This window comes from Enterovibrio norvegicus FF-33 (assembly GCF_000286835.2).
Lineage (GTDB): Bacteria > Pseudomonadota > Gammaproteobacteria > Enterobacterales > Vibrionaceae > Enterovibrio > Enterovibrio norvegicus_A.
In genome coordinates, this window is sequence record NZ_AJYD02000013.1 from 206176 (window position 1) to 232664 (window position 26489).

22 protein-coding genes, 1 other RNA gene and 2 pseudogenes are annotated in these 26489 nt (G+C 45.3%); 6 read left to right on the forward strand and 19 right to left on the reverse strand.

What is annotated here, in order from left to right; translation table 11 throughout:
- Nucleotides 1-44: 44 nt before the first annotated feature.
- The gene (locus A1OO_RS03235) at nt 45-1052 is read right to left on the reverse strand and encodes a substrate-binding domain-containing protein (protein ID WP_017004629.1); all 1008 of its coding nucleotides are present in this window, start codon (nt 1050-1052) and stop codon (nt 45-47) included.
- 112 nt (nt 1053-1164) lie between these two features.
- Nucleotides 1165-1926 (reverse strand): DUF2927 domain-containing protein, encoded by a 762-nt coding sequence (locus A1OO_RS03240; RefSeq protein WP_017004630.1) that lies wholly within the window; start codon nt 1924-1926, stop codon nt 1165-1167.
- 257 nt (nt 1927-2183) lie between these two features.
- Here A1OO_RS03240 and A1OO_RS03250 point away from each other — a divergent pair, with 257 nt between their 5' ends.
- On the forward strand, nt 2184-3902 hold the full coding sequence (locus tag A1OO_RS03250; RefSeq protein WP_017004632.1) for a methyltransferase domain-containing protein: 1719 nt from the start codon (nt 2184-2186) through the stop codon (nt 3900-3902).
- A 28-nt stretch (nt 3903-3930) separates the two neighbouring features.
- Here A1OO_RS03250 and A1OO_RS03255 read toward each other — a convergent pair whose 3' ends face one another.
- The 9 genes and pseudogenes from A1OO_RS03255 to A1OO_RS23945 all read right to left on the reverse strand — a co-directional run.
- Nucleotides 3931-4395: a hypothetical protein gene (locus A1OO_RS03255; RefSeq protein ID WP_017004633.1), complete on the reverse strand. Its 465-nt coding sequence runs from the start codon at nt 4393-4395 to the stop codon at nt 3931-3933.
- 212 nt (nt 4396-4607) lie between these two features.
- A complete protein-coding gene (locus A1OO_RS03260) occupies nt 4608-6560 on the reverse strand; it encodes a DUF2075 domain-containing protein (RefSeq protein WP_017004634.1) in 1953 nt (650 codons plus the stop codon).
- Entirely contained in the window at nt 6553-6786 is a 234-nt protein-coding gene (locus A1OO_RS03265) for a helix-turn-helix domain-containing protein (protein ID WP_017004635.1), read from the reverse strand. The genes A1OO_RS03260 and A1OO_RS03265 overlap by 8 nt, the downstream gene beginning before the upstream one ends.
- Before the next feature lie 206 nt (nt 6787-6992).
- Nucleotides 6993-7274, reverse strand: a pseudogene (locus A1OO_RS03270) (HipA domain-containing protein); the annotation flags it as partial.
- Nucleotides 7275-7357: 83 nt separating this feature from the next.
- Nucleotides 7358-7819 (reverse strand): helix-turn-helix transcriptional regulator, encoded by a 462-nt coding sequence (locus tag A1OO_RS03275; protein ID WP_017004637.1) that lies wholly within the window; start codon nt 7817-7819, stop codon nt 7358-7360.
- The gene (locus tag A1OO_RS03280; RefSeq protein WP_017004638.1) at nt 7816-9180 is read right to left on the reverse strand and encodes a type II toxin-antitoxin system HipA family toxin; all 1365 of its coding nucleotides are present in this window, start codon (nt 9178-9180) and stop codon (nt 7816-7818) included. The genes A1OO_RS03275 and A1OO_RS03280 overlap by 4 nt, the downstream gene beginning before the upstream one ends.
- 1008 nt (nt 9181-10188) lie before the next feature.
- Nucleotides 10189-10602 (reverse strand): hypothetical protein, encoded by a 414-nt coding sequence (locus A1OO_RS03285; protein ID WP_017004639.1) that lies wholly within the window; start codon nt 10600-10602, stop codon nt 10189-10191.
- 439 nt (nt 10603-11041) lie between these two features.
- Nucleotides 11042-11584 (reverse strand): hypothetical protein, encoded by a 543-nt coding sequence (locus A1OO_RS03290; RefSeq protein WP_017004640.1) that lies wholly within the window; start codon nt 11582-11584, stop codon nt 11042-11044.
- A pseudogene (locus A1OO_RS23945) lies at nt 11577-12290 on the reverse strand (type I restriction enzyme endonuclease domain-containing protein); the annotation flags it as partial. The pseudogene A1OO_RS23945 and the gene A1OO_RS03290, both read right to left, overlap by 8 nt.
- Nucleotides 12291-12703: 413 nt before the next feature.
- Between A1OO_RS23945 and A1OO_RS03305 the strand changes: the two are divergent.
- Genes A1OO_RS03305 through A1OO_RS03315 form a run of 3 tightly spaced genes read left to right on the forward strand, consistent with a single transcriptional unit; the run spans nt 12704 to nt 18717 of the window.
- Nucleotides 12704-15394 carry a class I SAM-dependent DNA methyltransferase gene (locus tag A1OO_RS03305; protein ID WP_017004642.1) on the forward strand — a complete coding sequence of 897 codons (2691 nt, stop codon included), beginning with the start codon at nt 12704-12706 and terminating at the stop codon, nt 15392-15394.
- Nucleotides 15395-15424: 30 nt separating this feature from the next.
- Complete coding sequence (locus A1OO_RS03310) at nt 15425-17461, forward strand: DEAD/DEAH box helicase (protein ID WP_017004644.1); 2037 nt, start codon at nt 15425-15427, stop codon at nt 17459-17461.
- Nucleotides 17458-18717 carry a GIY-YIG nuclease family protein gene (locus tag A1OO_RS03315; protein ID WP_017004647.1) on the forward strand — a complete coding sequence of 420 codons (1260 nt, stop codon included), beginning with the start codon at nt 17458-17460 and terminating at the stop codon, nt 18715-18717. The genes A1OO_RS03310 and A1OO_RS03315 overlap by 4 nt, the downstream gene beginning before the upstream one ends.
- A 99-nt stretch (nt 18718-18816) precedes the next feature.
- Here A1OO_RS03315 and A1OO_RS03320 read toward each other — a convergent pair whose 3' ends face one another.
- The 8 genes from A1OO_RS03320 to smpB form a co-directional block, all read right to left on the reverse strand.
- Complete coding sequence (locus A1OO_RS03320; RefSeq protein WP_017004648.1) at nt 18817-20649, reverse strand: DUF927 domain-containing protein; 1833 nt, start codon at nt 20647-20649, stop codon at nt 18817-18819.
- Nucleotides 20633-21559, reverse strand: a complete 927-nt coding sequence (locus tag A1OO_RS03325; RefSeq protein WP_158009007.1) for a toprim domain-containing protein — start codon at nt 21557-21559, stop codon at nt 20633-20635. Before A1OO_RS03325 ends, A1OO_RS03320 begins: the two co-directional genes overlap by 17 nt.
- 60 nt (nt 21560-21619) lie before the next feature.
- On the reverse strand, nt 21620-22042 hold the full coding sequence (locus A1OO_RS03330; protein ID WP_017004650.1) for a hypothetical protein: 423 nt from the start codon (nt 22040-22042) through the stop codon (nt 21620-21622).
- Complete coding sequence (locus A1OO_RS03335) at nt 22035-22253, reverse strand: helix-turn-helix transcriptional regulator (protein WP_017004651.1); 219 nt, start codon at nt 22251-22253, stop codon at nt 22035-22037. The genes A1OO_RS03330 and A1OO_RS03335 overlap by 8 nt, the downstream gene beginning before the upstream one ends.
- A 96-nt stretch (nt 22254-22349) precedes the next feature.
- Entirely contained in the window at nt 22350-22850 is a 501-nt protein-coding gene (locus tag A1OO_RS03340; RefSeq protein WP_017004652.1) for a hypothetical protein, read from the reverse strand.
- A 260-nt stretch (nt 22851-23110) separates the two neighbouring features.
- The gene (locus A1OO_RS03345) at nt 23111-24349 is read right to left on the reverse strand and encodes a tyrosine-type recombinase/integrase (RefSeq protein WP_017004653.1); all 1239 of its coding nucleotides are present in this window, start codon (nt 24347-24349) and stop codon (nt 23111-23113) included.
- Between the two features lie 186 nt (nt 24350-24535).
- Nucleotides 24536-24901: a transfer-messenger RNA gene (gene ssrA, locus A1OO_RS03350) on the reverse strand.
- Nucleotides 24902-24950: 49 nt separating this feature from the next.
- Nucleotides 24951-25436, reverse strand: coding sequence for an SsrA-binding protein SmpB (gene smpB, locus A1OO_RS03355; protein ID WP_017004654.1), 486 nt, complete (start codon nt 25434-25436; stop codon nt 24951-24953).
- A gap of 192 nt (nt 25437-25628) precedes the next feature.
- On the opposite strand from smpB, the gene A1OO_RS03360 reads away from it, so the two are divergent.
- On the forward strand, nt 25629-26060 hold the full coding sequence (locus A1OO_RS03360) for an SRPBCC family protein (protein ID WP_017004655.1): 432 nt from the start codon (nt 25629-25631) through the stop codon (nt 26058-26060).
- Nucleotides 26053-26403: an RnfH family protein gene (locus A1OO_RS03365; protein WP_017004656.1), complete on the forward strand. Its 351-nt coding sequence runs from the start codon at nt 26053-26055 to the stop codon at nt 26401-26403. The genes A1OO_RS03360 and A1OO_RS03365 overlap by 8 nt, the downstream gene beginning before the upstream one ends.
- Nucleotides 26404-26489 lie beyond the last annotated feature (86 nt).

Here is a 26489-nt window from a genome sequence, read left to right on the forward strand (position 1 = left end):
CAATAACCACAGGGCGGCCAAATAGCCGCCCTGTGTGTTTTCAGTTAATGGCTTTCACCATTCGTAATTTGATAGCCGAGGTCGACAACCTTGTTTTCAATCTCATCACCTCTTAGCCTTGCCAGCAAAAGCTCTGCACTTTTCTCGCCAATGTCATAACGAGGTGTATCCACACTCGTCAGCTTTGGCATGACGGTTTGGCCAATATCTAACGCGTTGTATCCTACAATCGACAATTGCTCTGGTACTTTCAGCCCCCGTTGCTGTGCGCTAAGTAACGTACCGATGGCAATATCGTCATTGGTGCAAAACACACCATCCAAATCTGGATGTGCTTCTAACGCACGGCTAAGAAGGCCAGCGGCCAATGAATAGCTGGAATGCTCGCCTGTCAGAATATGCTTTGGCGCTAATCCTGCCTCTTTCAAGGCTTTATCGTAACCCGCCATTCGTAATTGGGTGCGGGAATCAAGGCGAGCACCAAAATAGGCAATTGAACGTTTGCCTGAAGCAATCATGCGATTCACAACGTCATACGATGCGGCAATATGATCAAGTCCTACAGCCATATCAATGGGGGTGTCTGGCAGTTCCATGGTTTCCACCACAGGTATGCCTGCATTCTCGATCATCTGCAGGGTTTTCTGTGTGTGATGGCTCTCGGTTAAGATAAGCCCATCGACTTGATAAGAAAGGAGAGAGGCGATTTTATGCTCTTCTTCTACTTCGTCATAGCTGAAGTGAGCCAGCAGGGTTTCATAGCCATGCGCTTTCGTGACGGATTCTATTCCTTGAACGAAAGAGGCAAAGATTTGATTGGACAGAGAGGGAAGCAAAATGCCAATCGCACGGCTGGACGATTTTGATAGCATCGCCGGTGCTTTGTTTTCAATGTAGCCAAGCTCTTCAATGGCTTGCGCTATTTTCTCTCGGGTTTTTGCCGCGACCGTGTCGGGGTTTCGAAGGTAACGAGAGACGGTCATCTTCGTGATACCAATGGTATCTGCTACGTCTTGAAGCGTTGCGCGATTCTTTTTAAAATTTTGATTCATACATTGAGCCAACCAATAATGTTACCGTAACATTATTGGTTAAAGATGCAGTATGTACAAGCACTTAGACAACATTTACTAAGGTTGTATCAAAATTGAAAGCCGTCGCCCCTCAATTCAACCCAAACTCAGTAATGAACTTACTTTGAAGATAGAGATCGGTCGATTGCTTTGACCAATTAGGGTTTTGTTTGAACCAGTCGTCCAGCAACGGCATCACCTGTTTTTCACTCATGCCAGCGCGAACCTCAGATGAATAGAGCAACCGAAGCAACGTGATGTCTAGCGGCGTCATCAGGTTGTTCTTCGAGGCATCGTTAAAAATGGAGGGGAAGACCTTATCTGAATCGTTCGGCAGCCCCATCACCTGAGTGATTTCTTCGACCACGCAGGCAAACAGTTTGCCGCGTTCACGGGCAAGGTCGACAGGAATAACAATCAGCGCCTTTCGGATTTCTGTCTTTGGCGTCACCGAAATATGCGCCATGCAGATCGCGCCATGGAAAGGGAAGTCTTCCGCTGTCGGCCACAATTCTCGGGTTTCATCTTGCCAACGGCCTTGGCGGGTAAACACCATCCGAATGTTGGCTTCTTCCGGATCATCGACCAGTTTGATGTCATGCCCTGTGGCGCGTGCTAAATCGTTGATCTGAATGGTGGTGAGCATGGTATGAAGCTTGTCATCCCTCACGCGGTGATCAATGAAAATCCGTATTGGCTGGTGCCACTTACGGATGGGGTGGGTTTTATCATCATACTCATTGTTGAGGGCAATAATCTTGAATGCCTTTTTCACGTAGGCAGTCTCGTCCCATGCTGCCAGTGTTGGCGTTGCAAATACAACAAACAATAACCCCAAGACCAAATGTCGCACCGCCGCTCTCCATCGCTTGCATTTCCGCGCACCAAACTTAGAACGCACAAGCGTAATGATGGCAACTAAGCGAGTAGGTTTCAATTGTAGGGGGGAAATGACCCGTGCCGATATGTGATAAGGGCTTGATGGCCTGCTGTCTTTGTTCAATGCCACTGCCTTTAGAACCGGCAGCCACGGTCGCGTTTTTCTTTGTTAGGCGTGCATAAAAGTCCATACAAAGTACAATTGATAAACCACGCATAAACTTGTCTCTTATGAATCGAACTATCCAGTTTTACCATCAACATTCAGAACAGCTGGATAACCAGTATCAGCAAGTGAGCTTTGAGCGGGTTCATGATAGTTGGCGATCTTTTTGGCCTGATGGCAGCAATGGCACCTGCAAAGTGCTGGATGTGGGCGCAGGCAATGGCGCGGATGCCACGTGGTTCGCGAACCAAGGCTGTGATGTTTATGCGGTAGAGCCTGCCGATAGCTTTCGGGCAATTGGTGAGTCACGCACGCAATCTCTTCCTATCACTTGGCTTTCAGACACCTTGCCTGAACTGAAAGTGGTCAATCAACTTAGCCTTCGCTTTGACTGCATCTTGCTTTCTGCCGTGTGGATGCACATCGCGCCGAGTGACAGAGAACGCGCATTTCGAAAACTGGCCAACCTGCTAGCACCCAATGGGCGACTGGTGATCACGCTTCGTCACGGCGGCTTTGATGATGCAAGGCAAGCTCACCCTGTTTCCGTTGAAGAGATTGAGCAGTTCGCCAAAGATCATGCGCTTCAGATAAGGCTGCAAACACCCGTGCAAGCCGATGCGCTCGGGCGTGATGACGTGAAATGGCAAACCGTCGTATTAACTTTGCCAGATGATGGTTCGGGTGATTTGCTCACCGTGCGTCACGTTATCGTCAACGACAGCAAATCAGCCACTTACAAGCTTGCGTTGCTGCGAACCTTACTACGCATTGCCGATGCACATCCCGGCGCGGTCATTGATCGTTCTGATAAGCGTATTGCCATTCCATTGGGCTTGGTCGCACTGTATTGGATGCGCCAGTACAAACGCCTGCTTGATACGGACGTGGGTGACGGACAAGGGATTCAACAAAACAGCGACGCCAATAAAGGGCTGGGGTTTGTTAAAGACGAGGGTTGGCACAAATTAAAATACCTGACGCCGGACGATCTTTCTATCGGGGCGTTTTTCACTGGTGAAGATGCACAAGCATTGCAAAAAGCGATGCGGCATACCATCGACACACTCAAAGCGGGGCCCGTCAAATTCACCTATCGCGGTGATATAACCAGACCTTTGTTTGAGATGGAACGCACCAAGGTTCACGCCAAATCTAGCTTTATTATTGACAGTGAGTTTTTGCAAAGCTTCGGGGTATTCACCTTAGAAGAAAGCCTGTGGGATTGCTTGAGGCTCTACGCCAGTTGGATAGAGCCGCTGGTGGTGAACCAATGGATAGCGGAAATGAAGCGCTATGAGCTAAACCAACGCCGCGCGATTTCACTGCAAACCTATCACGATTGTTTAGCGTGGATAGACGCCAGCCACGACACGCGAGACGTCAGAAAACGCATTGCATTGTTGCGTGAAAACCAGCATCAAATCGTCAGTGTGTGGAGCAACACCAAGCTGAACGATCAATATCATGTCGATCATTGTCTGCCGTTTGCGTATTGGCCGAACAACGACAGATGGAACCTGTTCCCCACCACGGAAAAAGAAAACCTCACCAAGCTCAATCGGGTGCCATCCAAACAACGCCTGCAAAAAGCCAAGCCGCTGATCCTCGATTTCTGGCAACTGGCATGGGATGAAGATCTCGCACAATCGCGCTTCTTCTGTGAAGCCGCGTTGTCGCTGCCCAACCTCACGTCAACAGAAAGAGATTTTGAATCTGTGTTTGAAGCCATGAAGCTACAAGTGGCAGGAGTTCAGAGTCGGTTGCTGGTGGGGGAGTGGTGATAAGCCCTTATGGAGGGCTTTTGTCTGCTTACAATTCGTTTAGTCTTTTTGAACAAGACATTTTGAAGTTTTTATTTTCTTCGGCAACTAGCGTTAGCTTAATGAACAGCTCATTTTTTATATCTAGCGCTTCATCTTCAGACAGGTTTGGCCAAAGGATTTTTGGCAAGTTTGCGTGAGCTGTGAATTTATTCAGTTCGCTTAATCGAGTGTTGCAAAAGTCATTGGATATTTTCTTCGTTCGCTGTTGTAGCGTTATTTCAACACCCAATTGATCCGACTCATCCAAAACTTCGAAATAAGGCATATCGTCATCCTTTTTGAAGCTTTTTGTTGTGTTCATAAGCATGGCAAAGGAGGTCAGTAGGTTTTTTCCTGCTTCATAAGACGTCAAGGGCTGTGATTTTAAAGAATCCAATACACTTACTGTGTTATTTGCCATTGCAGAAGTTGAGATTAAGCTGATGAAAATAAGTGGATAATATTTAAACATACTTTCGCCTTGATGTTTGGATAGGCGAACGAACCTAGCATGATAAATATCGTCAAACAGATCTGTGGTTAAAGAATGGGAATTGTCGCTAAGTGTTAGTTGAAAGCAATGAAATAGAGTTGGCATGTAGGTAACGCTCTACACAACTTCTACTTATTTGTCGTTTGGTTAAGGAGCACTGCTGTGTAAGTTGAGCTAAGTGCTCCAATTGGTTAGATTTCTTTGAATCCGCAACTGATCAAATAATCGAAGGTTGAATTGTAAAACGTTTCAGGTCGGGTCATATCGTCGTCATTGCCCTTTGGCACAAAAACGATCATTCCTTGACGAGCTCTAGTGAGTAGTACTCGATACGCGTTTTCTAAATAGCGTTTATCTTCTTCTGAACGGCGTCTTTGCCATTTTGTACCTTTGAATTTCCAATGCTCAAATTCGTTGCCATTGTGCCTATAGTCTGCGTCCCAGCCCACTAAACACCAGTCTAATTCTAGCCCTTGAATATCAAACTCAGTAGCTACATCTTCTAAGAAATGGCAAGATCGAATGTCGTCATGATCATTAAGGAACCAAGCTGAAGGATCGAACTTGTTCTTTACAAAGATACCCTCAGCCTTCAAACGAATGCCATTCGATGAGGCAAGTAGGCCTTTGCTTTCATTGGCTCTGGACTTGGATCTCAACCATGACTTTGCAGTGCTTAGTTTCCTTGTTACAAACAATGGATATTGAGCATGTATTTGAGAAGCAAGTGCATATGCCCTGTCAGACCGACCTGCAATTACATGGTGAACAAAGCTTGATAGTTTCTCAGCGCGAAATGAGCGCATAGACGTAGCGAGATGAAGGCTTGATAGTTGCTGAACTTTACTCAACCTTATTGCATCAATACCATTAGATACATATTCGCCAGTTAGAAGTTGCTCTGAACAGTAAACCTTCCAGTGCGGAAATCCTTTTTCAAGAGCATCAAGCCAGCCATCAAGTCCTGCTTCTCCCGTATTTATCTCTTGCCCTCCGCCAATTAAAGCGATGATGACGGCCCAATCTTGGTGCCTATCCATCACTTCAATTAGAAACTCAGGCTCTGACTTATTGAAGTTGGGTTGATTACGTTTTCGTTGCATGAATGCTGATGCTTGAGCTGCATCCCAAGCGCGTTGAGCCTCATCGAATATCGTGACTTTCTCTGGTGGTTTTGAACCGTCTAAAGCCTCGTCCCGAAATCTATGGATGTTTTGGATGAATTGGGATGTTTCTCGACGAGCTGCTGCCTTGGTGATGTTCTGGCGAGAGGACTTATCCATCGCCAATGCTTCTTGCAGTACCGTCACAAGAGGACCGTTACCACTTAAAAATACTGAGTATTCATTATCTTTTGGATTGGAATGTGTGTTGGCTATGTTTAGGCCAACTAGCGTTTTTCCTGCACCAGGTACACCAGTGACAAAGCAAATTAGTTTTTGCTTCTCGACTTTGGCTTGATGGATGAGATCAAGCAACTGCTTGCTCGTTACGCCTAGGTTTTGCGTATCAGCTTCATTTCTGGCGATATCCTGAACTGCATGATCAGCGTACAGTGCTTGTGCTGCCTCGATGATGGTTGGTGTTGGCAGATAACCGCTCGATGCCCACTCGTTTTTTTCTAGTGTTTTAGCATCAGTTTGTTGGGAAACTGATTCAATGAGCTCACAAAGATCTTCGCCACTCGTCAATAGTGGGGCTGCCACGAGATCATCTGAATAGCTCAAGGCTTGGTTGGATCCCTTTGCGCTTGTCGCCACCAGTAGCGGAACAATGTATCTGTTGTGGCTTCCTTTGTGGAAGTTCTTGAGATCTAGCGCGTATCCATGTGCTTGTCGAACATCGGCTGGGTGGAAATGGCTAGAGCCGATTTTGAATTCAATTACAAAGATAATTCCACGATAAAGGAATACAACATCAGCGCGTTTACCCATTCGCGGTATTAGAAATTCAAAATAGATTTGTCCGCCTTTGTCATCAAGTTGTTTAAGGCATTGAAGTGCGATGACTTGAGCCTCCCATGCGAAGGTTTGAGCATGCTCGAGTCGCTGAGTATGGTGCTTGGCTATCTGACCAATGACTTGTTCTGAAGGTGTTTTAAGAAATGATTCTAGGGTTGAAGAATAGAATGCTCGGTTATTCATTCGTTACCCCAAATGAGAAATCAAGAAGGGCGGAAGGGGTAGAACCAAGGGCCTCGGCCAGTCGGAATATGTTGATAAGACTGACGTTGCGCTTACCGCGTTCGATGCCACTTATGTAGGTTCTATCAAGCCCACAATTTGCGGCGAGCTCTTCTTGGCTAATTTCTAGTTTTTGGCGTAGCGTTCTGACATGCTGGCCGAAACCGATAAGAAGTTCTTCGTTCATGCTTCTAACTTATTGAGAGGTATGAACGATATGCTGTTCCCGTGAGGGTTATGAGTCTACGGACTATGAGTCACATCGGGGGCAGTTAGTGAAGGTTGTTTAACTTGTTATGTGGTTTACGTTTAACTCACCATCTTGATTGAATGCTCAAAAATCGTCGTCGAAACATGCTCTGGAAATGCTTCTGGAAGTTGCTGTTTGACCTGCTAGATGGCGGAAGGAAGCTGGTTGGCAAACTCATCCAAGATCGCCTGCATTCTCTGCGTACTCAATCCTACCTCTTTGGCGGTTGATAAAAAATGGCGAGCAAAAATCTTATCGAGTTTGTACTTTCGCCCTTTGTTGGCCTTTAGCCCCATGTCTAACTTTAGTGAGCGAAGGTGCAGCCCTTTGCCTCCTAATATGGGGTTAGCAGAAAGGATGTCGTAGAAGGGGGTAAGCTGATAACTACCGCCCACACAAAGGAAAATCGAGAAGTTTTTCGCATGCCCATCCGTTGCACAGCTATAGTCTAGGTGTGTTACGACAACTTAGTCTAGAGCGGGCCGTAAATCTGTTCTTGATCCGTCGCTCAATTACTCTGCAATAACAATCTCAAGGCATTGGTTGAGGATGGGAGCAAACCCACTTTCAAGCCAAAAGGCTTAAATGCCTTGTTCAATATGTCTGTTTTGTAACTGCCTCGGTCATTCTCGATATCGGAAAGCGTTTTTCGAGAAATATCCACCAGTTTGGCGTACACATCCTGTTTCATTCCCAGTACATTGATCCTAAGTGCTTTCAAGGCCTGTCCTTGCGTTAACTCGCCGAACAGCAATTGCTTGATGATCTGGTTGGCGACATTTTTGCGTTCAGCGGCATTCACAGATGTTTTGTTCTTTGAAACCCTTTGGGCTACAGGGGAGTTTGAAGCACTGTTTCCCATTACTGCTTTTTCATCAGATTGTGCTTGAGAAGGCTGAGAACGGTTAGCTTTAAGGCGAGCAACGGTTGCTTTCGCTGACTCGTTGAGTGCCGATTTCTTCAGGCTCATAGCAGACCCCACTTAGCCAATTTGTCAGGAATATGATTGAACCCAATACCTGGTAGTTCGAGAATTTTTTCGGGTACGCCTTTCGCCGTCAGTCTTTCCTTAAGATCAATACACTGGCTTGCAGTATCGCGCAGAGCCTCAAGTAAGGCCTCGCTAGGCACGAGGTCTGACAAGGTGTTTGCTATTCCCACAAAATCATAGGTTCCACCAACCTCCAAAGGTGCCCTCCATTTCGTTGTTCTTGCTATGCCTTCTGGATCTGCTTTCATCGGCGCAAAGTCGTAAATGGGTGCAAGTTTGATGTAGCCATCTCCTTTGAGGAATGATGTATTGCGCCCATGGTTATCGCTATTTCCAAAGAGGATATTTATTAGGTCTCTTTTGACCCACTCTATAACGAAGGCTTGGATATCAAACTGATACCCTTGGTGCGTCACCATGTAACTCCGAGTGACTTTATCAATGAGTGCTCTGATGGTTTCTTCGTGATCGAGGGTAACGCCAGCACTTTTACCCAAGATAGAATAGACCGACTCCATGCCAAATCTTTCCAGCTTTCCTTGAGCGTTATAGCTAATGTCAAAACGAGGCAGCCACAATGAGGGGTAGTTTGCTCCTTCTTCCAAACGCATGTGTTTAATTGGGATGGTATCAAACCCCATCTCTGTAAGTTCATGATAGTAATGAAACTCTGCGCGAAGAATATCGCAATCTATGTCAGTTCTTGAGCCTCTTGGGTATTTGACTAGATAGTGCAAATCCCGATTGTTCTTGTCGTCCTGATAGGGATCTATCCAAATTTTACTGTCACTCGGATTACTTTCGATAGAAGCGCGAAGAAGGAGTTTGGGCGCTTCTCCTCCTGCACCTGTTGCACCACCTGCAGCCGCACCTCTCTGCTGGGCATAGTCTAAGAAATCACTGGCGCGGCTTTTCACATCTTCCACCGAGAAGAAGAGTTTATCGGCAAGCTCGAACCGATCAGGGAGAGAGTCTTTGACTCTCAGGTTCCCAACAGGAGACATGGTGCCATACCTCAACAAAACATAGTCTTGTTCGGCAGCGGGAAGATCTTCAATGTCCAATTGTTTAACCCAGAATTTCTTGCTGGCGCCACTGGGCATGATGTCGTCGAGAAACTTCAACCAACCTGACTCTCCGTTGTCCTCAAAGAAAAAAGCGACAGGGTGGTTGATGGAGACCGCGTGCAGGTCATCTTTTTCAAAATGATCGATGGCATAGTCCTGGAGATAGTCAACAGCGGTCATTTTGTAGTTGTGTAGGTCACTTTCAGGAAACGAAATGATGGCGATATCGAGCCATTGTTCATTGATAAATGCTTGAATGGTCAGTTGTTCCATCACCGTTGCTCCAAAACAAACTAATGTGTATTAATTTACGCATAAATTGCTAAAAATACAATTAATGAGTAGTTTACTACCCAAAGATGAGTCTGGATGTGCTAGAGCGTAGTAAGAAAGGGGTATAAGAAGAAACGTTCGTTTAAAAAATTACGAGTAGATATTTACTCGTAAGCTGATTGAAATTCCATTAATGAGTGTAAATTTACTCATTAACTTGCTGGGATTTGATACTGGAAAATCTGAGGAAAAAAGAGCCAAGTGTGGTTCAAACTGGAACCAGTCAAAATAATGCATGAGTGGCGGCTTAAGCCAACAGCTGATCTCTTAAAGACGCAACTAATCAGCTAACGCCGTTTCAGCACATCTTCTATGCTGTTTGGTAGCGGTAACTCAGGGGAAAGCAGAAGCTTAAACTTGGCGATGTTATCGACAGTTTCGTAAAGAAAAACTCTCCACTTGCGAGGGAGCGGTTCTTTTGGATCTATCGGGTTATGTGTTTGAAATCGCAAGTAAATAACATTGAAAGTGCCATACCCAAAAGTGAAAAAAAGGCCAACCCTTTCAGGTTGGCCTTTTCCAATCGATTGGTGGGCTGGCGGGAGTTGAACCCGCGAGATAACCACTTGTAACGATTGAAAAATCCCGAATCAACTTTCGTAAATGGTCCACCTCGTGGGCCGAGGGGATATTGTTTCTTGTTTTGGGAGGTTCGTCAAATTCCAAAGCCCTATGCGCCAAAACCACCAACAACCAGTCTTAATCATACATTCCCTTTGAACATCTGGTCGCTACTTGAACCAACTTACATTGCTATTAAGAGGGCTCAACGCCATTTTGAGATGACTTTTCGCACCGTAAGGGGGGCGGGGAGGGGCTTCCCGCCGTTTCATCAGTGATGGACTCCCTGTGGAGGATCTTACATTCTCAGCATTTTTTTGAATTTCTAGTATCGAATAGGTTACATCGTTCTGGGTTTCAGTTGGAGTTAGCTATCAGTCTGAACTCTCAGTTACATTTTTTTAGGCCGAACCACATTGTGATTGCCAGCCAAGATATGCACATAACCACCAACCACGCTCCAATGCTCAATGAAGATGGAAGCAAATCCAATTCAGATAGACCCATAGTTGCTAGTAATGGAACACCAGAAGTCACTAAGCCAAGTATAAGACCAATTTTAAGCCCTTCGAATGTGTTCTCCTCGAGAGTATCATATAGGAAATTATAAACGTTGTAGCAAGCACAAAAAATCACCACCATCAGTATGAGGGGCAAGAAGCCTGAGTCCGTCATAGACTCATTATATTCATCAATAATGTGTTGATCTTCAACGTAGCGTTCCTCTCGCCCTCTTAATGCAAAGGATAGGGGTGGGAATGTAGTGAAAACAAGCATCCATGACCACTTGATTACTTTCATATACACACTCCTTTTGTCGAGGCACTGCCGATGCGCGACGGCTTGTTTTTAGACTTGTTGTATATAAAAAAATAGTCACGTTTAACTTGTTGACCTAGTAGTTAATAAGCTCAGGGGGAAGGTTTTCAGATACATCTAGGTCTAATGTATTGTGAGTAACTACTTATTTTGTATGTATTGAATGTCAGATGCCTGCAATCTGAAAAATCGACTCGATGATGCTTTCACGGGCATTTTTTGGGTATCAGTAGTAAATACACTGGCGCTAATCAACGTCGAAAATTGTAGTGCTTTGAGTTCGTTGTCAGTTATTCTATATTCAATTCTTCAAGAAGTTCTACGCAAAGTTTTCACCGTCACTGACAATGCTAGTGGTGTCTATTAAATCATCGCTCATTATCGCTAGGGACATACTCTGGCCTTAGTTTTTACATCCAGCTCAATACCACCCCGAGTCTCCAATTTTTCCGCCGATAGTCGTTGCTGCGTCACATACTGTTTCGCTTGGAGATTCCCGCTGCGACACCAACACCAACACAAACACCTTACTGGTACAGGTATAGCATTCCGTATCACCAACCACATCAAACTCTCGCGCAAGGCTAAGACTGCTGAGCTTCTCGATGTCATCGTTGAGACCCCTCAAGGCTGTTTTGCTGGTGGACGAGCTCTGCTTAAATTCAATCAGGTGGTAGTGCTTATCAGTGCCAGCCCACAGCCAGAAGTCGGGCTTCACGCTATCCATATCAGGGGGCATGTTGTCCCATCGAATCTTGTACTCCCTCCACCATTGCCCGTTCTCGTCGGAGATACGGCGTGACAAGAAGTAAGCGAATTCGATTTGCAACCAGTTCTCCCAGCCGCTGATATGTTCTTTGGCGATGGTATTGAAGCGGTCCTCAATGTATAGCTGGGAGAAGAAATCTTGCAGAAGCGAAACAGGGTCGGTTGCCCTGTTCGCTATAGAGTGATGCTTACCCATGATACTTCTTAAAATTCTCAGCCTGCTGTAACACTTCCTTATAAACATCATCCATTGCTACGGGCGGGAAGCCGAATTTGTGTAGCAAAAGGATGAGGTCCATTTTCAGCTTTGCTTTGATGTCGTCGCGCTTACTCCAATCGGGATACTGAGTAGAGTCATCAACTGTGACTTTCATTTTCCTTTGCTAGCTCTAGCATCTTGTCGGCGTCGTAGGTGAAGTCGTACTTCTCGCACATGTGCGCCAAGATATCGAGGAAGGCTTTCTCTTCCATGTAGATACCAATATCAGCAAACGACACCATTTCCGATTTGATGTTGTAAATCATGCCTGCCATTTGCTGGGTGAAGGTATCGAACTCAGCCCCGTTTAGATCGTTGCTCTCTTTGCGCTCGTTGTATTGGTCAACCAAGGACTGAAAGCGTATAGAGAAGTTGGTGCCTTGTAGCTGATTCACCTTCTTGAAATCGCGGATGACCTTCTCAAGTTTTTTGTAGCAGTTGCATCTTGGTGTTGGGTTGCTTGATTTTTCTGATGCGATCCATACTCGTCATCGGAAATGTCGATGGTGTCGACTTGGTCTTCACCGAGTTTGAATATTTCCTCAACGCCATCCGCTCGCTATGCTTCAGCGATCATTTCACTGATATGTCCTTTCATCTGAGTCGTGTCCGGTGTATCACCCTTAGCCAGTTTGTACACGATAGGTCATCCAGCAATTAAGAGGTGTTTAACTCCCTGGCTGAAAGTGTTGTCTGAAATTATGGCGTAGCAAGTTATTTAAACTTGGAGTGCTTGTCATGACATCGAAAACTGTGAGTGTGAGTAAGCTTTAACCATGAATTAGAGCAATGAGTGTGTAACGGCGAGGAAGAATTAATCCAATAAAATTAGAGAATAAGGGTGTTTTGTAAGCTCAGAGATAGATCTTGCTCTCCAATATATATGTAGTCACTAATCGACGATGAACGGCAATCTTGATATATAATCTGGACAATTTAAGATACATATCCATGCTATTTGATGGCGTTGATTGTCTATCTTTACTCTTGCTATCCACTTCGTGATATCAGCGCAATCAATCGCTGCCATTAGATTGATCTTCCAAAGGAACCACCATGGCCGTTAATCAGGCAAAAATCTTCGATCACCTCGAACAACTCGTAACCTCTGCGGACTCTAGCGAGTTCATTTATGAGTTTCTCACTGCATTCCAACTTCCTAAGGCGACGATCACTCAGATACGTCAGGGTGGAACACGTAACATCGCAAAATCGCCGGGCCATGTTGGTTTGAAGAACAAGATCTACTTTTTCCCAACAGAAAAAGGGGAAGACATAGACGCAGCACTGGATGAGAACATTTCTGATCCTTTCATGGCAAAGAACAAGATTCGCTTTATCTTCACGACTGACTTTGAACGATTCTTAGCTTGGGATACTGCAACCAATGAGCGTTTGGATATTGACTTTGAAGTACTGCACCTCAACTACAGTTTCTTCTTACCTTTGGTGGGCTTAGAAAAGGCCATTTTGAATAGTGAAAAGCCTGCTGATGTAAAAGCTGCGGTAAAAATGGGTAAGCTGTTTGACCTTATCCGTATTCATAATGACCTCAGCAAACCTGAAGATATTCACGCGTTAAACGTATTCCTTACACGTCTGTTGTTCTGTCTATTTGCCGAAGATACCGGGATTTTCAAGCAGAAAGGACAATTTACTTCAGCGATTAAAAGCTGCACCCACAAAGATGGTAGCGACTTAGATCAATTCCTTTCAGACCTGTTCTTGGTGATGAACAGCCCAGAAGGTAGTGAGTTCCGTCAACGTAAAGCGAAGCATTTCACTGATTTTCCATATGTAAACGGTGGCTTGTTTGAAAGCGATGAGCCAATCCCAGAGCTAGGTAAAAAAGGGCGTCGCATTCTTATTGAGTGTGGCCTTGAAGATTGGAGCGCGATTAACCCTGATATCTTCGGGAGCATGTTCCAAGCTGTCATTGATGTCGATCAGCGCGCACGTTTGGGCCAGCACTATACGTCCTACAGCAATATCATGAAGGTTATTCAACCACTGTTTCTTGACCCTCTTCGAGCTGAGTTGGAAAAACAACGCAAAAGCGCAAATGGACTCAAAAAGCTCCTTGTTCGAATGGGGAAAATCAAGGTTTTCGATCCTGCCTGTGGCTCCGGCAATTTCCTTATCATCGCTTACAAAGAACTTCGACTGATTGAGATTGAAGTCATCCAAGCATTGATGGCCATCGATCCTGGTTTCTTCATCAGCAATATTCACTTGGATCAGTTCTACGGGATAGAGATTGATGATTTTGCCTGTGAAATAGCAAGGCTTTCTCTATGGCTGGCAGAGCATCAAATCAATAAGCAATGGGAAGAGCATATTGGTCCAGCTGAGCCTGCTTTGCCTTTAAGAGCCACAGGTAAAATTGTCAGTGATAATAGTTTGGCATTGGATTGGTCGGATGTATGTCCAAAGACCAAAGATGATGAAGTTTATGTAATCGGCAACCCACCTTTTTTAGGTACATTGGGGCGTTCGGACCAACAGAAAAGCGATATGCAGCATGTATTTACGGGCTTCAAGGCAGTGGGCTATCTAGACTTCGTTGCATGTTGGTTTTGGAAAGGTGCAAACTTTATTAAAAACTCAAAGGCTAAACTGGCTTTCGTTGCTACCAACTCAATTTGTCAAGGTGAACAAGTTGCAACATTATGGCCTCCGATATTTCAATTGGGTATAAAAATACACTTTGCTTATCCAACATTTGCTTGGTCGAATAACGCAAAAGACAAAGCTGCTGTCCATGTAATTATCGTTGGCCTCTCTGCCTGCAATGACCAACCGAAACTCTATCAACTTGTCAATGGGGCTTGGCATTGTCAATCTGTTGAAAACATTAGCCCATACTTGGTTGAGGGTAGCAATAGTTGTGTTTTGACAAGGACTAAGCCAATGGTGGAAGGGATTCCTCCGCTGCTATTCGGTAACAAGCCTACTGATGGTGGCAACCTATTGTTGTCGACTGCAGAAAAAGATGAATTGGTCAAAAAGGAACCCGATGCAGAAAAGTGGATAAGAAAAACACTTGGTGCTGTTGAGTTTCTCCATTCTAAAGAACGATGGTGTCTTTGGTTGGTTGATGCAACGGAGGATGATCTCGACTCCTTGCCAGAGGTAAAAAAAAGAACTGATGCTATTAGAGAGCTCAGACTAAAAGCAGGTCATCCCGCAGCATTAAAAATGGCGAAACGGCCACATATATTCATGCAGGTCAGCCAACCGAAGGAGGGGAGCTATATATTATTGCCTCGCGTGTCTTCTGAACGGCGACAATATGTCCCTCTTGGGTTCTTTCCCGCCGACGTTATTTCAACTGACCTGAACTATATACTCCCAAATGGCTCACCCTATGAATTCGGTATATTAAGTTCCGCAATCCATAACGATTGGATGCGGTTAGTTGCAGGTAGGCTAAAGAGCGATTATCGATATTCTGCTTCAGTTGTGTATAACACTTTCCCCTGGCCAAAAGTATCTGAAAACCAGAGAGAAAGTGTAATCAACTTAGCTGAGGAGATACTCTATGTGCGAGAGGATTTTCCTGGAAAGACACTAGCTGAGTTATATAACCCAGAATCTATGCCCGCTGAGTTATTAACCGCGCATAAAGCACTTGATGCTGCCGTAGATAAACTCTATCGAGAAAAGCCATTTAAAGACACAGCGGAACGACTAAGTTGCCTCTTGGCTCGTTATGAAGAAATGGTCGCTAAACAACAAGAAAAATAAGTACCAATTAGTTGGCAAAAGGATTGAGAAATGAACAACAACATCTTACAGGTGAGTTACGCTCAGACGGGGCAAAGTGCCAGTCACAACGACATGGGCATGCGAGAGATGCAGGCGAGGGCATTTGCAGAGCGCAATAGCCAATATTTATTGATTAAAGCACCGCCAGCATCGGGGAAATCTCGCGCGTTAATGTTTTTGGGGCTGGATAAGCTTATTCACCAGAGGCTAAGAAAAGTCATCGTTGCCGTGCCCGAAATGTCCATCGGCAGCTCTTTTAAAGATACTGACCTGACCAAGTTTGGCTTTTTCGCAGATTGGAAGATTAAGCCAGAGTACAACCTCTGTACCAGCGGCAGCGAAGCAGGTAAAGCAAACGTTTTTAAGCGCTTTATGGAAAGCGATGATCAAACATTGGTTTGTACCCATTCAACGCTACGTAGTGTGTTCGACAAACTAACACCAAGCGATTTTGATAATTGTCTGGTCGCCATCGATGAATTTCATCACGTTTCTGCAGATGAAAACAGTCGCTTGGGTAGTTTGATTGATGTGCTGATGAATCACTCTTCTGCACATATTCTGGCGATGACAGGGTCGTACTTTCGCGGTGATACCGTTCCAATTCTACTGCCAGAAGACGAAGAAAAATTTACCAAAGTTACATACACATACTATGAGCAGTTGAACGGCTATAAGTACCTAAAAACGCTCGGTATTGGATATCATTTTTATCAAAACAGATACATTGATGCGCTGCCTTCTGTTCTTGACCCATCAAAGAAGACCATCATTCACATTCCCAATGTGAATTCAGGTGAGTCGACAAAAGATAAATACACAGAAGTCGATGCCATTCTTGAAGTGTTGGGCGACGAAGTCGTTCAAGACCCAGATACGGGTATTTATAGCGTTGTATGCAGGAAATCAGGAAAAACACTCCGCATTGCCAACTTGGTTGATGATAACGCTTATATGCGTCCGAAAGTTCAAGCCTATCTCCGCGACATTGAGACAGCGGATCAGATGGACATCATCATCGCGTTGGGCATGGCAAAAGAAGGTTTTGACTGGCCTTTCTGTGAACATGTTCTGACGATTGGCTATCGCAGCTCTATGACCGAAATCGTGCAGATCATCGGACGCGCGACCCGAGATTGTGAAGGTAAAACGCACGCACAATTTACAAACCTTATCGCACAGCCAGACGCACAGGACGATGATGTTAAGGTGTCGGTGAACAATATGCTCAAAGCGATCACGACGTCGTTGCTGATGGAGCAAATCCTCGCACCGAGCATTCAGTTTAAACCGCGCTCGCAATGGACGGGTGGAGCCCTACCAAAGAACACTGTAATTATCGATGACTCATCGTCAACAGTCTCTCAGAAGGTCATTGATATTTTGAATGGTGACAAAGGAGAAATCCTGTCAGCGTTGATGGCAAAAAACGCTGTGGTGAAAGGTGTCATTACCGAAGCCATGCCTCCTGAAGTTATCAACGAAATTGAATTACCTTCTGTTATCCAAACGCTTTATCCTGATTTGGAAGAGCATGAGGTAGAGCAAATCAAATCTGGTTTATTGCAGAGCATGTACATCAGTCAGCACGGTGGTTTGGTTGATGAAAAAGATTTACCTGAAGATGCTGTTATCGATGATAACGGGTTGTCTGGTCATAATGGGAATGGTAAACCAAGCAATGATGAGTCTGGAGCTAGCCGTCAGTTCATCAAGATGGGCGATAAGTTCATCAATATTGAAAACCTGAACATTGACTTAATTGATTCAGTAAATCCCTTCCATGGTGCCTATGAGATTCTCTCGAAAACAGTGAATGCGGCAATGCTGAAGACCATTCAAGAAACGGTAAGATCTTCACAGGCAAAAGTGAGTGAGGAAGAAGCTGTCATGCTGTGGCCGAGAATCAAAGCCTTTACTCAGGAGAACCAGCGCCATCCGTCACTAAATTCTTCTGATCCTATAGAACAACGCTACGCTGAAGTTCTTTCCTATATCCGCAAGATGAGACAACAACGAATGGCTCAGCAAGAGGGTGATGCGTGATCCGCTTACGTTCATCGAAGAACATTCCAAAGCTAGCTCTGGATGATATTTTTTCGGAAGAAGATGATTTGGGGCTGCTTGATGTAGCACCACTAAAAGTAAAGGCTCCCGCAGGCAACCTTTCTGCCAGCCAATACGAAGACATAACGGTTTTCTATGAAAAGCATGGACGTGCGCCAGAAGATGACGCGGACTCATTTGATGAGAAGAAGCTAGCTCGACGCCTAAAGGCCTTTAAATCTAATCCTGAGCAATGTGAGGCATTGAAAGACTTTGATCCTTACGGATTGCTTTTAGATGGTTTGCCGACTCACTTTTCTCAGTCTTTAGATACTGCTACTCAAGTCGCATTTGAACCAACGCCTTCTTTTGAGTTGGATAAATCCGAATTGGTAACGTCATTAGATGACATTTTTGATGATGACGATGGCCTTTTGGAGTTTGATGCCCCAGACATCTTTACTATGCGCCATGTACCAACAGAGAAAAAATCTCAGCCAGATGAAATTGCTAAACGTCAGCCGTGCGCAGACTTCCCTCGTTATGTTTCTGTTTTTGAGGCTGCTCAGAAGGAGCTAAAGGCAGGTTCGGCAACATTAGAACGCTTTCGACATGAACTACAGATACATATTGGTGACTTTTTCATTCTTGGTGGCGTAATGGGCTATGTTCATTCTGCTGGCGAAAGGCTAGAAGGCTACAGTAGCTATAATGCTAGGCTTCACCTTGTCTTTGAGAATGGTACCGAATCTCATATGTTGTTTCAGTCTTTAACGCATGGGCTAGTACGAGATGAGCAAGGCCAGAAAGTCGTTCGTGCCGGACCACTTCTTGAGCCTAGCGATAACCCAATTCCAACGGGAACGGTTTATGTTCTCGCGAGTAAGAGCACTGACAGTGCGCTGGCTCCATACAAGACTAACCTTTACAAAGTTGGTTTTACTGACGGTGCAGTTGAAGATCGCATTAAATATGCTGAGAAAGATAGAACATTTCTTGAGGCTCCAGTTCGCGTTGTTATGACCACTGAGTGCTACAACATAGACGCGCATAAGTTAGAGACACTGGTTCATGGTTTCTTAGGATCCCAAAGACTGAACATCACCCTTAGAGGGCATGATGGCCAGAACTACAGCCCCCGAGAGTGGTTTCATGCTCCGCTAGCGACAGTAATCGAGGTGATTAAGCACATTTTGGACGGTGATATTTCAAAGTATCGAATGGATAATACTACTGGGCGGATAGTGGCTAAGTAACTAATATAGACTTCTATTGCATTTTAGAGTGCAACACGAGATTGCACTCTTTGTTGTTGGCCTAAAAGGTTCCTGTCACAGTGTCACACTGTCACACTGTCACACTGTCACGCTGTCACACCGTTCTAGTTCAGCAGAGTGAATAATATACACGCGCTGCTGCCCAATATCGGGAAGCCTTCTGCGGGGTCTTTCTTTACCGATACCGTGCTTAATGAGTCCTTGCCTCTTCAACACTTGTTCTGCAAAATCGATGCTGATGCCGCTCATTACTTCCTTAAAACCCTCTGAGGTGAAGATAAACGCCTCGTCTTGGTAGAAGCCTAGGCGGTTTGATAGTGGGCTTCTGATCTGATTTTGCCCGCAGATATGCTCAAACAAGTGCGCGCGTTGCACGATTGCTGTTCGTATTCTGCTTATTACCTCAGCTTCTTCGTGCGAGTGGATACTTCCTCTGTGCTGAATCCAATCATTGAAACAGTGGCCCGCAGCCCGTATTGACTCACCCTTGAGCCATCCTGTTACACCAGAAAATGATGCAATCTCTCCTCCTACTGCTACCAAAGCAAATCTCATTGCAGCACGCTTCACTTGGCTGTCAGCATTTTCAGGACAAAACGACGTCATGAATTCGCTAGTTAAATCATTTATCATCGTTTGCACTAGCGCTTTGTTGTCGACTATGAATTCGATGAGCGGCAAGAACGCCGAACCATAGAAGTCGGATGTGATGTGTTGAATTTGGTTTGCAAAATCAAGTGATGTCTTGCAGCCATGTAAATTCTCAAACAAGCCGTGACCTTTTTTTGCGTCAGCAGGGATAGATATCATCCTCACCTCGTGCCCAGCTTTTACGCGCCCCCCTGAATCACGTAAATGATCTGCAAACTCTATTTCCCCAGTGCTCATAAACAGTAAACGCCAAGAAAATGGTTTGTTTGCAATCCCTAATTTATTGGACCGAGCTTTACCTAAGCCATTGGCCAGCATGTAGGCAACTTCCCCTAATCGCCGCCCGTCGAATTGACCTAACTCATCCAGTAATAGCAAGCTGTCATTGTGTTTAGCAGCGACACCTTCAAGGCCGTTGTCGGTAGCGCGCCAAGTCAAAATAGTGCTGTCGGGATTGGATATCACACTTGCAGCAACCCGCATAGTTAGTGTTTTTCCAATTGAAGAGCCACCAAAAAAATGAAACCCTCCCCCCTGAACGTTCGCCGCTCGCAAAAGCGGTGCCGCAAATGCCATAGATGTGGCAAATAACAGCCTAGAGTTCCCTACGCACAGTGCAGCCACGTTTTCTTGCCACTGTTGAAGAGTGCCTTTTGCGGAGCTTGTCTCTAGGTTGTAGCTACTTGCTATAAAATAGCTCTCAATCTGGCAAGCTGAAATAGTTGTATTTGGTAGCACATAGGTCTCATCGTTTGCCCAACCTTGTTTTTCAACAACCACACCTCGTTTGAGTACGTCACTTGTAGCGATATATTGAAGTAAAAGGCCTTTGTGTATTGGGTTCAATTTCAAACCACCGTCAGCCAATACTTCCAGTGCTGACTGTGGAGCAGCAGAAAGTGTTGAGTCGCTGATGATGGTTTTTTTGGGTAACCCATCTGGGTCATGCCAAGCGAGTAGCGTCCCCCATTTACTGCTTTTCTTGTCCCTAGTCTTCGCTTCAATATAGATTGGATCGCTAATCTTCTTAGGGGGCGCTGGATCGCCTGAGCGGTTCAGCCCAAGATAGTAAAGCCCAGCTTTCATTCGCCTACCTTCGTATTGGAATGCAGTATCGAAAACTTGAAAACAAGGAAGTGATTTGGGGGTAAAGTCACGTAAGGTTTGCTCGCTGTCTGCTGCCTTAGGTTTTACGTTACTGCTATCTTCTGCGTGACATGTGACAGGTGTGACACCGTTTTTTTCAGCCGCTGAATTCATGTTGAGTCCCTTCAATGCATGTATATAAGATTTTTTTAACGAACGAAACGCCTTTGATATTCGCGAGATCGTTGAAGTCTGATACGCCTGGAATAGAGGGCGGATAAACTATTTCTGATTTGGTTCGTGTCGCAGCTCGTTCTGCTGATAGCAACCCAGGATTGCTGGCTGTGGTGTGATCGTTGTCAGCACAAATTATGATGTTCGCTTTAGGATGAAGTCGTTTTATTTCATCGGACACTTCGACTAGATTATTTGCATTAAATGCCACGACACAGGGCAACGTAGTTAGTTCGTGTAAGGTGGCAGAGGTAGCATATCCCTCACAAATCAGAATGGTTTGATTTTGGCCATCACCGTCAGCAGCTCCCAGCATATAGAAACTCCCTTTGACACGCCCACCGGCAAGAAAGCGCTTGTTTCCTTCAGATGCAATGATCTGCAAGCTAGTCAGCTTATAACGACGGTCATAAAGTGGGATAAGCAACTTTCCGTTCCATTGCTTCAATCCAAATGACTTTACTCGCTTAGCTGAAAGGTAGGGATGCGAGCTATTTGCCTGGCCAGCAAAGTTCCACATGTTCTCTGCTTTTCTCGCTGCTTCACTTTGGCTAATTGATTTATCTTTCGATGCTTGATTGATCATTTTGCGTGAAGCCGAGGCGAGTTCATGAGCTGCCTTCATAGCATTGTCGTTGAAGTAGCAGTAATACTGATTGTCACGCCAGTTGCCGAAACATACACGACAGCCGCTAGCGTCAATTACGCACCAACCATTCTTTGTGCCTTGTTTGTCATTTTCACAATGGAAACGTATAAAGCGTGAAGGCTGGGCTTGAGCGAGAATATTGTGATTTGTTGGCTCGATACCTTTGCTTTTCATATATGAAAGCAGGGTTGGTATATCCATTTGAAACCTCGACATACAGTCTGATAATTAGCCGCCCTTAATGGGCGGCATAACGGGACCCTAGAATGCAAAGTTGCCATTGCTGGGCAGGTGTCGGTATATCAGCTTCTCGTACTCATCAGTATCTATTGGTGGAAGCTCTAGTTGCTCTCGCAGGTTGCGAACATGCCGAACTAATATTCGTGCTGCTTCACGGTCCTTGAGTCGATAGCTAGTGGCATGAGTATTCAGGTACGGGTTGTACTGCCTGGTCTTGACCACTCGAACATCGTGCTTTTTTGCTAATCGGCTAGCGTAGTTAGATGCGCTTGAAAGGTGAAAGGCTACGACTGCATCTGTGTTAAAGATCCCATCGGGGTATCTCAGCAGCATTTCGGCAAACAAGAGCTCTTTAGTCGGCGAACTGCTGCGAAAGATACCTAAGCGAATGTTCAATGACTTCACTTTTGCTTTCATGTTTATGTGACGGGACCAATTACTCATCGTCCACCTCCCTAGATAGGACGGTTAGCAATTGCTCGATATCTGACCGACGCCAAACAGCGATTCGAGGACCGATTTTTATGCTCTGAGGGTATAGCCCGTCCTGAATACCTCGATACCAGGACGTTCGGCTGATAGGGATCAATTCGAGCACTTGCTCGATTCGTAGTAGAGGCGGAAGCGATTTGTTGCTGGTGGTCGGTGTAGCCATCTTGTTGTCTCCGGTTGTTGCAGTAGATGGCTATGTATTTAATAGGACGCTTGATGATGCTTGTCGTAATTACGATGAGAACAATCGTAATTACGATTATTCGTAGTGACCTGTGTCCTTGAGAACTTTCGCTAGAGTTTGAGCACCGATATAGAATTCGTCATCACAAATAAGGCTAATGATGGCATCAGCATCCTTGTAGTGCTTTCCACTGCTGGGACCTGTTGCTTGAAGTGCGAGGCGAAAAATAACCTCTGCCATCCAATTAACAGAGCGGGAGTGATTTTCTTTTAGTTGAGGGTGGGTGTCGGGAGCGAAAGACTCAATCCAATCAAATGCACTCTCTTTTTCAACGAGTAGTATTCCGTTTTTATAGTATTCATGCATCCTCCCAGTAAATGCTGTTTTTCCGTTAGTTAGCATAGTATTGATCTCGCCTTCCTCGCATCTTGCGATGAGTGCATGACTCTTAGCTAAGCGGCATTGTTCTTGTCCATCCTCTAGTCGACACCATTCTTCTACCAGATCTCTTGCAAGGATATAGTTCGCTTGAGCCCAATACTTTTGGCATCTGTTTTCTGTCTCGTTACCGAACATATATATTCATTCCTTTTCTGTTCATGACGGTACATTTGTAACGAAATAAGGACGTGTATGTAGATGTTTGGGTGTCACGATGCGAGACGAAGTGGTCAATGGATATATAGTCCTACCACAAGTACTGTTTTGTTAAAATTTATAGACAGCGGTGGGGATATTGAGAAGACAACGCATTGATCTGGTATTGGGTGGGGTCACATCAGCTCGTTAATGTGACAGCTGAAAAAGCTTGTCCCAGCTGTCACATGTCACAGCACTTATGGTAAGCGGAGGATTGGAGACTTTTGCAAAGACCACTTTCCTTGAGAGCACATTGTTATGTGATCGCTCCACATTTGCATAATTGCTTTGCGGTGTGAAAGGAACGTAGAGCGATTGTATGCACGTCTTACCTGATTCTTATCGATGTGTGCTAGACATGCTTCGATAACCTCTGGATCTGCACCCATCTCGTTTAATGTAGTGCTGGCTATCGATCTGAGACCGTGAGCAACAAGCTGATTTTCATAACCCATTCGTTTAATTGCCTGGTTGGGTGTTTGCCTGCACATTGGCTGATGGAGATTTCGGATTGAAGGGAACACAAATAGAGAGCCACAACTAATGGAACGCATGAAATCTAACATTTCAATGACTTGGAGTGACAATGGGATCACATGGTCTCTGCCGCTCTTCATTCGCTCTGATGGGATTACCCATACGAGGTCTTCAAAATTGAACTCTTCCCATTTAGCACCAGACGCCTCGTTAGGACGAACCATCGTGTGAAGCTGAAATTCAATTAGGCAGCGTGTCTCTGGCCGAACTTGTGCTCTTGATAATCGCTGGAGAAATGTTGGAAGTTCACTGGGTGGTATTGTCAATTGGTTAGTCGGTTTGGGCGCTTTGAAAGCTGCTTTGATGTTGGCAACTGGATTCATGCTTATCAGCCCAGTATTGACCGCAAATGTCATGATTTCGTTTAGTCGTTGAATGACGCGTCGCAGTGTTTCTAGGTTGCCTTTGGCTTCTAGTGGCCTTAATACATCGATCAGCAGTCGAGGCGTAACTTGGTTGATTGGAACGTGACCAACTTGGGGAAATAAATGTAGGACCAAAGAGCTTCGAATATCATTCATATAGTCTGCTGAAACTGTGCTGGCTTTAACCAACATCCAATCTTTAGAAATCGCTTCCAGCGAGTTTTTCTGTGACTCTCTTTCTTTATTTGCTTTCTCAATTTCAAATTCGATAGGGTCGATTTTTTGGGCTAGTAACCCAAGAGACTCATCGCGTCGACTCCGAGCTTGTGCCAGCGATAAGGCAGGATAGCGGCCTAGGGTCTGCTTCTTCCGGTTGTTAGTGATTGGATGCTGATAGCGCAGCTGCCAGGACTTGGTACCTGATTTTCTGATCAGTAGATAAAGACCAAAACCGTCGCAGAGGGCGTAATCTTCGGTTTTCGCTTTTGCATGTTTGATTTGTGTATCTGTGAGTGGTTTGACGACAGTAGTCATAAGCTGGACTCCGTATTGGCTGCATGGACCACAGTAGTGGTGTTTTTCGCAGTATGGTCCTTGCCATGGTCCCTGTCGTCCCGGATTTTATGACATGCCATGAGATCGCCTGAAACTAAAAAAGCCCGACAAATCATTGATTCATCGGGCTTTTTGTACGTCGTGAGACGTCTTCGTATACGAATTTGGTGGAGCTGGCGGGAGTTGAACCCGCGTCCAAAATCAGTCTAACTAATGGCGCTACATGCTTAGTCTATCTTTATTCTCGGCACCACACTGCGAATAGACACGCTATGTAATGACATACCTAATTTAGTTTTAACGCTTTGGCTATTAGGTGTAAGCCTCCACGCGATTCTGTTTGGGTTTGACTGCCCTTGACCCACGTCCTACAGACAGAGGCTATGGAGGGCAGGCTCTAGCAGGTTATTAAGCTGCTAGTGCGTAGTTTTCGTCGTTTGCGACTATAGTTTTGCGGCTTTTAACGAGGCAAACCGCCCCTCGGCATGCTCCACGAGCCTTCTTGATCCTGTCGAATCCTGAATCAGCCCCGGATTTTTTCTGACGCAGATTTTAGCATAAAGCCCTGCTGCGTCAATGATTATCTGGTTGAATGCTTCATGATACGCGCTTTATCGCGTTCCCAATCGCGATCTTTTGAAGAATCACGTTTGTCATGAAGTTTTTTACCTTTCGCCAGACCTACCTTAAGTTTAGCCCATGACTGTTTCCAGTACATAGATAAAGCAACAAGGGTGTAACCTTCACGGTTTACCTTGCCCATCAGTGTGTCTAGTTCACGACGTTTCAGCAATAATTTGCGGATACGCGTAGGGTCTGCCACTACATGCGTAGAAGCAACGTTAAGAGGAGTAATAGTGGCACCCGACATGTAAGCTTCGCCATCTTTGAAAAACACGTAGCTTTCCGCGATGTTGACCTTACCGGCTCGTAGGGCTTTCACTTCCCAACCTTGTAGCTCAAGCCCGACTTCAATGTCATCTTGAATGAAGTAGTCGTGGCGAGCTTGGCGGTTCTGCGCAATTGTATTGGCGCCCGCTTTATTCTTTGAATTTTTCTTTACCATAATGGCGGCATTATACGTAGTGGTAGTGACGGGCGATATAGTTTTTATGGGATTTTTGGATTCTCGCCAGTTTCGTTCACATAAAGGCGGGGTTGGATGGCTAAAACACAGCCTATCTTCTGCATTTTTAAGACGTTTGGGGATAAATACGCTCCGATGATATGATGTGACATCAGGCAATGAGGAGATGGTATGCCGCGAATTACACGTTCTGCACTTGTGCCGTTCAGTGCTGAACAAATGTTTAAGCTTGTTAATGATGTAGAAGCTTACCCTGCGTTTGTGCCGGGTTGCTCTGGATCTCGCGTGTTAGAAGCGACGGGCAGTGCGATGACAGCATCGGTGGATGTGGCTAAAGCGGGTATCCGTAAAACCTTCACGACTCGCAATGAGTTGGTGGAAGGGCAAGCGATTAAGATGGAGCTGGTCGATGGCCCGTTCCGTAAATTAGTCGGCGGGTGGCATTTTACGTCGCTGGATGCAGATGCCTGCAAAATCGAGCTGAATCTGGATTTTGAATTTACCAATGGTTTGGTGGAAATGGCGTTTGGCCGGGTGTTTAACGAGTTAGCGGTCAACATGGTGACGGCGTTTACGCAAAGGGCGAGAGTCGTGTATGAGTGATGATAAGCTGCTGCATATTGAAGTGATTTACGCGTTGCCCGACGTGCAGCGTGTGTTTAAGTCGATTGTGACACCTGATATGCATGTGGAAGACATTATTCGTCATTCTGGCATTTTGGATGCATACCCTGAGATTGATCTGAAACAGAACAAAGTGGGTGTGTTTAGCCGCTTGGTGAAACTGGATGCGCTGGTTCACGATGGCGATCGCATTGAAATTTATCGCCCTTTGATGGCTGATCCCAAAGAGATCCGTCGCCGCCGCGCTGAACGCATGATTGCGGAAGGAAAATCTGATCCTGTCACGGGCGGTAAGGTGAATCCGCAACGTAAAGTGGATTAGCGCACGGTGTAGTGCGGAGCCAAGTAAGATGATTTTAAAAAAAGCGGTAAAGCTGATTCACCGCTTTTTTTTGTTATATATAAAAG

Excerpts from the sequence above, each read along its gene's own strand:
- A1OO_RS03235 (WP_017004629.1), bottom strand. The coding sequence starts at position 1,052 with ATGAATCAAAATTTTAAAAAGAATCGCGCAACGCTTCAAGACGTAGCA.
- A1OO_RS03250 (WP_017004632.1), top strand. The coding sequence starts at position 2,184 with ATGAATCGAACTATCCAGTTTTACCATCAACATTCAGAACAGCTGGAT.
- A1OO_RS03255 (WP_017004633.1), bottom strand. The coding sequence starts at position 4,395 with ATGTTTAAATATTATCCACTTATTTTCATCAGCTTAATCTCAACTTCT.
- A1OO_RS03260 (WP_017004634.1), bottom strand. The coding sequence starts at position 6,560 with ATGAATAACCGAGCATTCTATTCTTCAACCCTAGAATCATTTCTTAAA.
- A1OO_RS03265 (WP_017004635.1), bottom strand. The coding sequence starts at position 6,786 with ATGAACGAAGAACTTCTTATCGGTTTCGGCCAGCATGTCAGAACGCTA.
- A1OO_RS03275 (WP_017004637.1), bottom strand. The coding sequence starts at position 7,819 with ATGAGCCTGAAGAAATCGGCACTCAACGAGTCAGCGAAAGCAACCGTT.
- A1OO_RS03280 (WP_017004638.1), bottom strand. The coding sequence starts at position 9,180 with ATGGAACAACTGACCATTCAAGCATTTATCAATGAACAATGGCTCGAT.
- A1OO_RS03285 (WP_017004639.1), bottom strand. The coding sequence starts at position 10,602 with ATGAAAGTAATCAAGTGGTCATGGATGCTTGTTTTCACTACATTCCCA.
- A1OO_RS03290 (WP_017004640.1), bottom strand. The coding sequence starts at position 11,584 with ATGGGTAAGCATCACTCTATAGCGAACAGGGCAACCGACCCTGTTTCG.
- A1OO_RS03305 (WP_017004642.1), top strand. The coding sequence starts at position 12,704 with ATGGCCGTTAATCAGGCAAAAATCTTCGATCACCTCGAACAACTCGTA.
- A1OO_RS03310 (WP_017004644.1), top strand. The coding sequence starts at position 15,425 with ATGAACAACAACATCTTACAGGTGAGTTACGCTCAGACGGGGCAAAGT.
- A1OO_RS03320 (WP_017004648.1), bottom strand. The coding sequence starts at position 20,649 with ATGAATTCAGCGGCTGAAAAAAACGGTGTCACACCTGTCACATGTCAC.
- A1OO_RS03325 (WP_158009007.1), bottom strand. The coding sequence starts at position 21,559 with ATGGATATACCAACCCTGCTTTCATATATGAAAAGCAAAGGTATCGAG.
- A1OO_RS03330 (WP_017004650.1), bottom strand. The coding sequence starts at position 22,042 with ATGAGTAATTGGTCCCGTCACATAAACATGAAAGCAAAAGTGAAGTCA.
- A1OO_RS03335 (WP_017004651.1), bottom strand. The coding sequence starts at position 22,253 with ATGGCTACACCGACCACCAGCAACAAATCGCTTCCGCCTCTACTACGA.
- A1OO_RS03340 (WP_017004652.1), bottom strand. The coding sequence starts at position 22,850 with ATGTTCGGTAACGAGACAGAAAACAGATGCCAAAAGTATTGGGCTCAA.
- A1OO_RS03345 (WP_017004653.1), bottom strand. The coding sequence starts at position 24,349 with ATGACTACTGTCGTCAAACCACTCACAGATACACAAATCAAACATGCA.
- smpB (WP_017004654.1), bottom strand. The coding sequence starts at position 25,436 with ATGGTAAAGAAAAATTCAAAGAATAAAGCGGGCGCCAATACAATTGCG.
- A1OO_RS03360 (WP_017004655.1), top strand. The coding sequence starts at position 25,629 with ATGCCGCGAATTACACGTTCTGCACTTGTGCCGTTCAGTGCTGAACAA.
- A1OO_RS03365 (WP_017004656.1), top strand. The coding sequence starts at position 26,053 with ATGAGTGATGATAAGCTGCTGCATATTGAAGTGATTTACGCGTTGCCC.